This window comes from Yersinia aldovae ATCC 35236 (genome assembly GCF_000173735.1).
GTDB classification, from domain to species: domain Bacteria; phylum Pseudomonadota; class Gammaproteobacteria; order Enterobacterales; family Enterobacteriaceae; genus Yersinia; species Yersinia aldovae.
The window spans coordinates 63,821-69,982 of record NZ_ACCB01000020.1; the positions used below are offsets into that span (position 1 = coordinate 63,821).

The following is a 6,162-nucleotide window of genomic DNA, read 5'->3' on the forward strand; positions in this document are numbered from 1 at the left end:
CTGCATGGGAGAATTATCTGTCTTTGAATACTGGATATCTGGCGGGCAACGCCAAACACCCAATATTCACGCGTAACTTAGCTCGGTATGGCCTGTGTCACCAACTGCCCAGCCGAACCGCGATCTGCCATCTCCAGCGTCTGGCTGTAGAATAAGAATGGGAAGTGTTCAGAGGAAACCTGATTGAAATACACCAGCAGCTCAACATCTCCATCCACCCAGACGGTATCCTTCCAGCCACGATCCTCGGCCATCGCCGGCGCACCATTCACATTTTTCACCAAAAACGAAACGCCCTGGATATGGAATGCTTGTGGCATGTCAGCATGTATTGTCCAGCGCTCCCAAGTCCCTTGCTGCGCTTGAGCATCAACCCGATTCATATCCCAAATGGCCCCATTAATTCCCGGCAGGTCATCACCCAAGCGGAATTCACGGGAACGGATCACATTGCCGTCCAAAATTTGATCCGCCAGTAAGCGCATCGGGAGGTTGTCTGTCACCAGTGGCAGTAAACCGGTTGGTTTTAATGTCAGTACCAAAGTAGAAATCAGAATACTTGATGGTTCGAACAGCCCGCGTAGCCTGTCCATGATACCGGCAGATTCGCCCGCCGTGATGGAGACTTCATTGCCTTGCGACATATCAATCACCACTTCACGCCGTTCACCCGGTGCTAATGAGAGTTGTTGTACTGCGACCGGTGCAGGCAAGAACCCCTGATCACTGGCGACAACATGCAAAGGGCGACCATCACTGAGCTGCAAGGTATAGCGGCGGGCGTTAGAAGCGTTCAGTAAACGTAACCGAACCCAGCCACGAGAGACTTCAACAAACGGACTTTGCGCGCCGTTAACCAACAAGGTGTCGCCGACAAAACCACCTTTGGCAGGCGGGTCATACTGTGGCACGCCAAAACTATCGAGCCGTTTGTCCTGGATGATAATCGGGAAATCATCAACACCGTAATGGCTCGGCAGCGGCATCGCTTTACTGACTTCATCCTCCACCAGCCACATCCCAGCCAGACCGTTATAGATATGAGGAGCCATGCGATTAGGCGTGTTGGCATGATACCAGCAGGTAGCTGCTGGTTGACGCACGGGTAGCACTGGTGACCAATCTACACCAGGGGAAATCATGCGTGCCGCCCCGCCCATCAGGGTGCCGGGAACTTGCAACCCACTGATTGTCATTGATACCGGTTCCGTCAGCCGGTTACTGTAGATGAGCTTGACGTCGTCACCGCGATACACCCTAACCGTTGGCCCCAAATACATGCCGTTAATCCCCCAAACAGCAGATTTCTGGCCGCGACTAAATGCCCAGTGCGCTCGCTGCAAAGTCAAAAAAAGCGGCTGACCACGGCGGGATTCCAGTAACGGAGGAACAGGTAATGGGGGTTGCTGGGTACTATTAGCCTGTGCCCTCAATGGCAACGAGCCTGCGCCTAACGCTAAACCCGTAGCCTGAATGAACTGGCGACGACTGAGTGACATATCTTCTCCGTGAAAACCACAATCAAACCTACTGCAAAATTTTGCCTGACTGCGAATAACGCTGAAGGACGGCAAAACGCTCACGACTTGCGTCGCTTAAAAGAAACAAAAACTTGTTTTAATGATAATAATCAATGAGACCAACCAACACCGTGTCTTGCCCGCAGAGGGATAATGATTACTTCTCTGTGACGGCTCGTTGTGCCTGCTGGGCGATTTCCGCATCCAACTGCGCTATTTTGGCTAACATCAAATTACGGCAATGCTCGGACAACTCACGAACACGCTCTTTACTGTAACCGGTGGTATCAACCGGTGGCATAATTTCTACAATAACGTTGCCATTTGACCAACGGTTTAGGTTGATGTGATTAGTGCTGGAAACACAAATAGGCACGATAGGTACACCCGCTGCGATAGCCGCATGAAAAGCCCCCGTCTTAAAGGGCAGCAAACCTCGGCCACGGCTACGGGTGCCTTCCGGGAACATCCAGATCGAGACATTTCTTTTCTTAACTTGTTCAACCACTTGTGCAATAGTGCCATGCGCTTTGGCGCGATTGTCGCGGTCAATCAGCAGGTTGCCCGTCAGCCAGTATAACGGGCCAAACAAGGGCACCCACAGCAGACTTTTTTTACCCACTGTCACAGTGCCAGACTGAACGACATTCGACATGGTGACCATATCGTAGTTGTTCTGATGGTTGGCAATATAAATACACGTACCGTAGTTGGCGGCCTCTTGCGGAATACGCTGCTCGACAGTAATACCAAATAGCACTGACATTCGGCCAAACAGGTGCGCAAATATCGCGAGATTACGGGGGTTTCGCGGCCTAAACAGGCAATAAATCGAACCAAACACACACACCAGAATACAATATAAAACTGCCAGCACCGTGCGTAAAATTAATAGCATAACAACCTCTTAAACACTTACTCATAGACACGCAATCGACGCTAGTATAACGGCTCACACGTAAAATACCGCGCAGATTCCTTGCCATAATTATGTTACGCGACAACGCCCGCAAATTGCCTGCGTTGTCTGTTACATTCTATCTGCTGATGCCTGAAGGCGACGCCAATAGCTTTGGGTATGTATGATATTACGCTTCACTGTCCGTTGGTATCACCCGTGGCGGCGCGTCAATGTCAACCCGATCAATACGTTGCAACCCGCGTGGGAGCGGCGAACCTTTCCGGCCACGTTCAGCACGGAATTTCTGCAAATCTTCTGGCCGCAAGGTTAGCTTACGTTTGCCAAAGTGCAAAGTAACCGACGTCTGAGGTGGTAAGACAAATAACCAGGCCAGACGATCCTCACCCGCCGCAGCTTGTGCTGCTGGAATCGAAACAATCTTATTGCCTTTACCCTTGGATAACTCAGGCAAATCAGCAACCGGGAACATCAACATCCTGCCAGCGGCAGTGATGGAAAGCAGCATGTCATCCGGCCCGTGAATTTCTAATGGCGGTAACGCTTTGGCATTTTCCGGCAGAGTAATCATCGTCTTACCCGCACGGTTTTTGGCAACCAAATCATTGAAAGTACATACGAAACCGTAGCCAGCGTCTGATGCCATCAATAGTTTTTGGTCGTCCGGAGCCATCAATACCTGTTCAATGGCCGCACCCGGCGGCGGTGTCAGCTTACCGGTCAGCGGCTCCCCTTGCCCACGGGCAGATGGCAATGTCAGCGGATCTAACGCATAACTGCGCCCCGTCGAGTCAATAAACACCACTGGCTGATTGCTCATACCACGCGCTGCGGCACGGAAGCTGTCACCCGCTTTATAACTTAATCCACTCGGATCAATATCATGGCCTTTGGCACTGCGCACCCAGCCCATCTCAGACAGCACAATGGTCACCGGCTCAGAAGGCACGATGTCGTGCTCACTCATGGCTTTAGCTTCACCGCGTTCGGTCAGCGGTGAACGGCGATCGTCGCCATAAGCGGCAGCATCAGCCTGAATCTTCTTTTTTGATCAGGGTATTAAGTTTACGCTCTGAGGCCAGCAACGCCTGCAATTGATCGCGCTCTTTGGCTAATTCGTCCTGCTCACCACGGATCTTCACCTCTTCCAGCTTGGCTAAATGGCGAAGTTTCAGTTCGAGGATGGCTTCAGCTTGTGTCTCTGAAATAGAAAAATGCTGCATCAACAGCGGCTTAGGCTCATCTTCAGTTCGGATGATATGAATAACTTCATCAATATTCAGGAAGGCTATTAATAAACCTTCTAAAATATGTAGCCGCTTGAGGACTTTTTCCAGGCGGTAATTCAATCGGTTACGTACAGTTTGGCGGCGGAATACCAGCCATTCGGTCAGGATCTCTAGCAGCCCTTTTACTGACGGGCGGTGGTCCAAACCGATCATGTTCATATTGATGCGGTAACTTCTTTCCAGATCCGTGGTGGCGAACAGGTGGTTCATCACTTGATCCAGATCGACCCGGTTGGTACGTGGAACTATTACCAGGCGAGTCGGATTTTCATGGTCAGATTCATCGCGCAAATCTTCAACCATCGGCAATTTTTTGGCGCGCATCTGGTTGGCAATCTGCTCCAACACTTTGGCCCCGGAAACCTGATGCGGCAGTGCTGTAATCACGGCGCTGCCGTCTTCTTTTTTCCACAGCGCACGCATCCGTACCGAGCCACGGCCATTTTGATAAATTTTACGGATTTCATCACGCGGAGTTATGATTTCAGCTTCCGTAGGGAAATCTGGCCCTTGTACGAACTCCAGCAGCTCGTCGAGGGAAGTCGCCGGTTTATCGATCAGTGCAATCACCGCCTGCGCAATCTCACGCACGTTATGCGGCGGAATATCCGTGGCCATGCCCACCGCAATACCGGTAGTACCATTGAGCAAAATATTGGGCAGGCGCGCAGGTAGCATTTTCGGCTCCTGCATGGTGCCGTCAAAGTTCGGCACCCAATCGACAGTTCCCTGCCCCAACTCACCCAATAGTACTTCTGCATATTTGGATAAGCGGGATTCGGTATAACGCATCGCTGCGAACGATTTAGGGTCATCCGGTGCCCCCCAGTTCCCCTGCCCATCCACCAGCGGATAACGATAGGAGAAAGGCTGCGCCATCAATACCATCGCTTCATAACACGCGCTGTCGCCGTGTGGATGATATTTACCCAGCACGTCACCCACGGTACGGGCTGACTTCTTGAATTTAGCGCTATTGTTTAACCCCAGTTCGGACATCGCGTAGACAATGCGCCGCTGTACCGGTTTCAAACCATCGCCGATAAACGGCAACGCCCGATCCATGATGACGTACATGGAGTAATTCAGATAGGCGTTTTCAGTAAAGGTGTGCAGCGGTAAGCGTTCTGCACCGTCATGAGTCAAATCACTCATTACTCAATTATCCTCAGACTCTGGAATGACGATCGCTGGGCTTCAACAGATCGGCACCGTAAGTTCATTGTCAATTTCTGCCCGCGATAGTACCTCATCTGCGGGGTTACTGTCACAGCCCACAGATAATCTCACTCTTTCCATCTTGGTAGCGGCCATGTTAACCCCAGTAAAGAAAGCACTAATCCATCCCTTTTGTTGCTTATTTAGCAACAGTGTTATGCATTATGGTTCATTTTTCTCTGGCGTTAAAACTATTAGCATACTCATCATTATGATTGGCTGACACCCGCTTCTTCGTCTCTTAAAGGTAATATCAATGAGTAACGTATTAATTATTAATGCAATGAAAGCGTTTGCGCACTCAAAAGGGGCGCTTAATCTCACTCTCACTAATGTCGCTGCCGCTTTCCTGCGTGAAAATAACCATCAGGTGGAAATCACCACCGTTGATGAAGGCTATGATATTGAAAGTGAAATTGGAAAATATCTGTGGGTAGATACCGTGATTTATCAAATGCCCGGCTGGTGGATGGGTGAGCCGTGGATCATGAAAAAGTATATTGATGAGGTTTTTACCGAAGGTCATGGCCGCCTGTATCAAAGTGATGGTCGTACCCGTTCCGATGCCACCAAGGGCTATGGTTCCGGTGGTTTGATTCAGGGTAAAAAATATATGCTTTCAGTCACGTGGAATGCTCCACTTGAAGCATTTAATGATCCGCAACAGTTCTTCGAAGGTGTCGGTGTTGACGGTGTTTATCTGCATTTCCATAAAGCAAACCAGTTCCTTGGCATGAAACCATTACCAACATTTATGTGTAATGATGTGATTAAGCAACCGGACATTGAAGGCGATATCAGCCGTTATCGTCAGCATTTGGCCGATAACTTTAACAATCAGGCGGTTTGATTGTATCTCGGACACAAACAGAGGCAGTTATGATTACCGTTTTTGCAGAAATAAAAGTCAAACCGGGGCGTCGTCAGGCGGTATTGGCCGCGATTGAGACGTTACTACCTGCTGTGCTGGCAGAGGAAGGTTGCGCTGGCTATGCACCGATGATTGATGTACCGACTCAGCTTGACTGGCAAAAGAACTCGCCGGATTCTATTTTCATGCTGGAAAAGTGGCAAAGTGTTCACCATCTGGAATTACATTTGCAGATGGAACATATGCATCAACACCGTGAAGTGATTAAGGATGATGTGTTGGATGTGAATATTCACATTTTAACTTAGCCTTCTTACTTGAAGTTGCAGCGGTATTAGCCGCTCT

The 6,162-nt window shown here is 49.8% G+C and carries 4 protein-coding genes and 1 pseudogene; 2 read left to right on the top strand and 3 right to left on the bottom strand.

All coding sequences use genetic code 11. From position 1 onward, the window contains the following. Positions 1–77: 77 nt before the first annotated feature. The 3 genes and pseudogenes from ftsP to parC all read right to left on the bottom strand — a co-directional run bounded on the left by ftsP (position 78) and on the right by parC (position 4,883). Complete coding sequence (gene ftsP, locus YALDO0001_RS11045; RefSeq protein ID WP_004703109.1) at positions 78–1,499, bottom strand: cell division protein FtsP; 1,422 nt, start codon at positions 1,497–1,499, stop codon at positions 78–80. A 178-nt stretch (positions 1,500–1,677) separates the two neighbouring features. Beyond that, a complete protein-coding gene (locus YALDO0001_RS11050; RefSeq protein WP_004703113.1) occupies positions 1,678–2,418 on the bottom strand; it encodes a 1-acylglycerol-3-phosphate O-acyltransferase in 741 nt (246 codons plus the stop codon). A 190-nt stretch (positions 2,419–2,608) separates the two neighbouring features. Then, positions 2,609–4,883, bottom strand: a pseudogene (gene parC / locus YALDO0001_RS11055) (DNA topoisomerase IV subunit A). Between the two features lie 319 nt (positions 4,884–5,202). Between parC and YALDO0001_RS11060 the strand changes: the two are divergent. Next, positions 5,203–5,796, top strand: a complete 594-nt coding sequence (locus YALDO0001_RS11060) for an NAD(P)H-dependent oxidoreductase (protein ID WP_004703118.1) — start codon at positions 5,203–5,205, stop codon at positions 5,794–5,796. A gap of 29 nt (positions 5,797–5,825) precedes the next feature. Further along, on the top strand, positions 5,826–6,125 hold the full coding sequence (locus tag YALDO0001_RS11065; RefSeq protein WP_004703120.1) for a putative quinol monooxygenase: 300 nt from the start codon (positions 5,826–5,828) through the stop codon (positions 6,123–6,125). Positions 6,126–6,162: the final 37 nt, after the last annotated feature.

Coding starts and splice junctions, on each gene's coding strand:
- ftsP (WP_004703109.1), bottom strand. CDS start 1,499: ATGTCACTCAGTCGTCGCCAGTTCATTCAGGCTACGGGTTTAGCGTTA.
- YALDO0001_RS11050 (WP_004703113.1), bottom strand. CDS start 2,418: ATGCTATTAATTTTACGCACGGTGCTGGCAGTTTTATATTGTATTCTG.
- YALDO0001_RS11060 (WP_004703118.1), top strand. CDS start 5,203: ATGAGTAACGTATTAATTATTAATGCAATGAAAGCGTTTGCGCACTCA.
- YALDO0001_RS11065 (WP_004703120.1), top strand. CDS start 5,826: ATGATTACCGTTTTTGCAGAAATAAAAGTCAAACCGGGGCGTCGTCAG.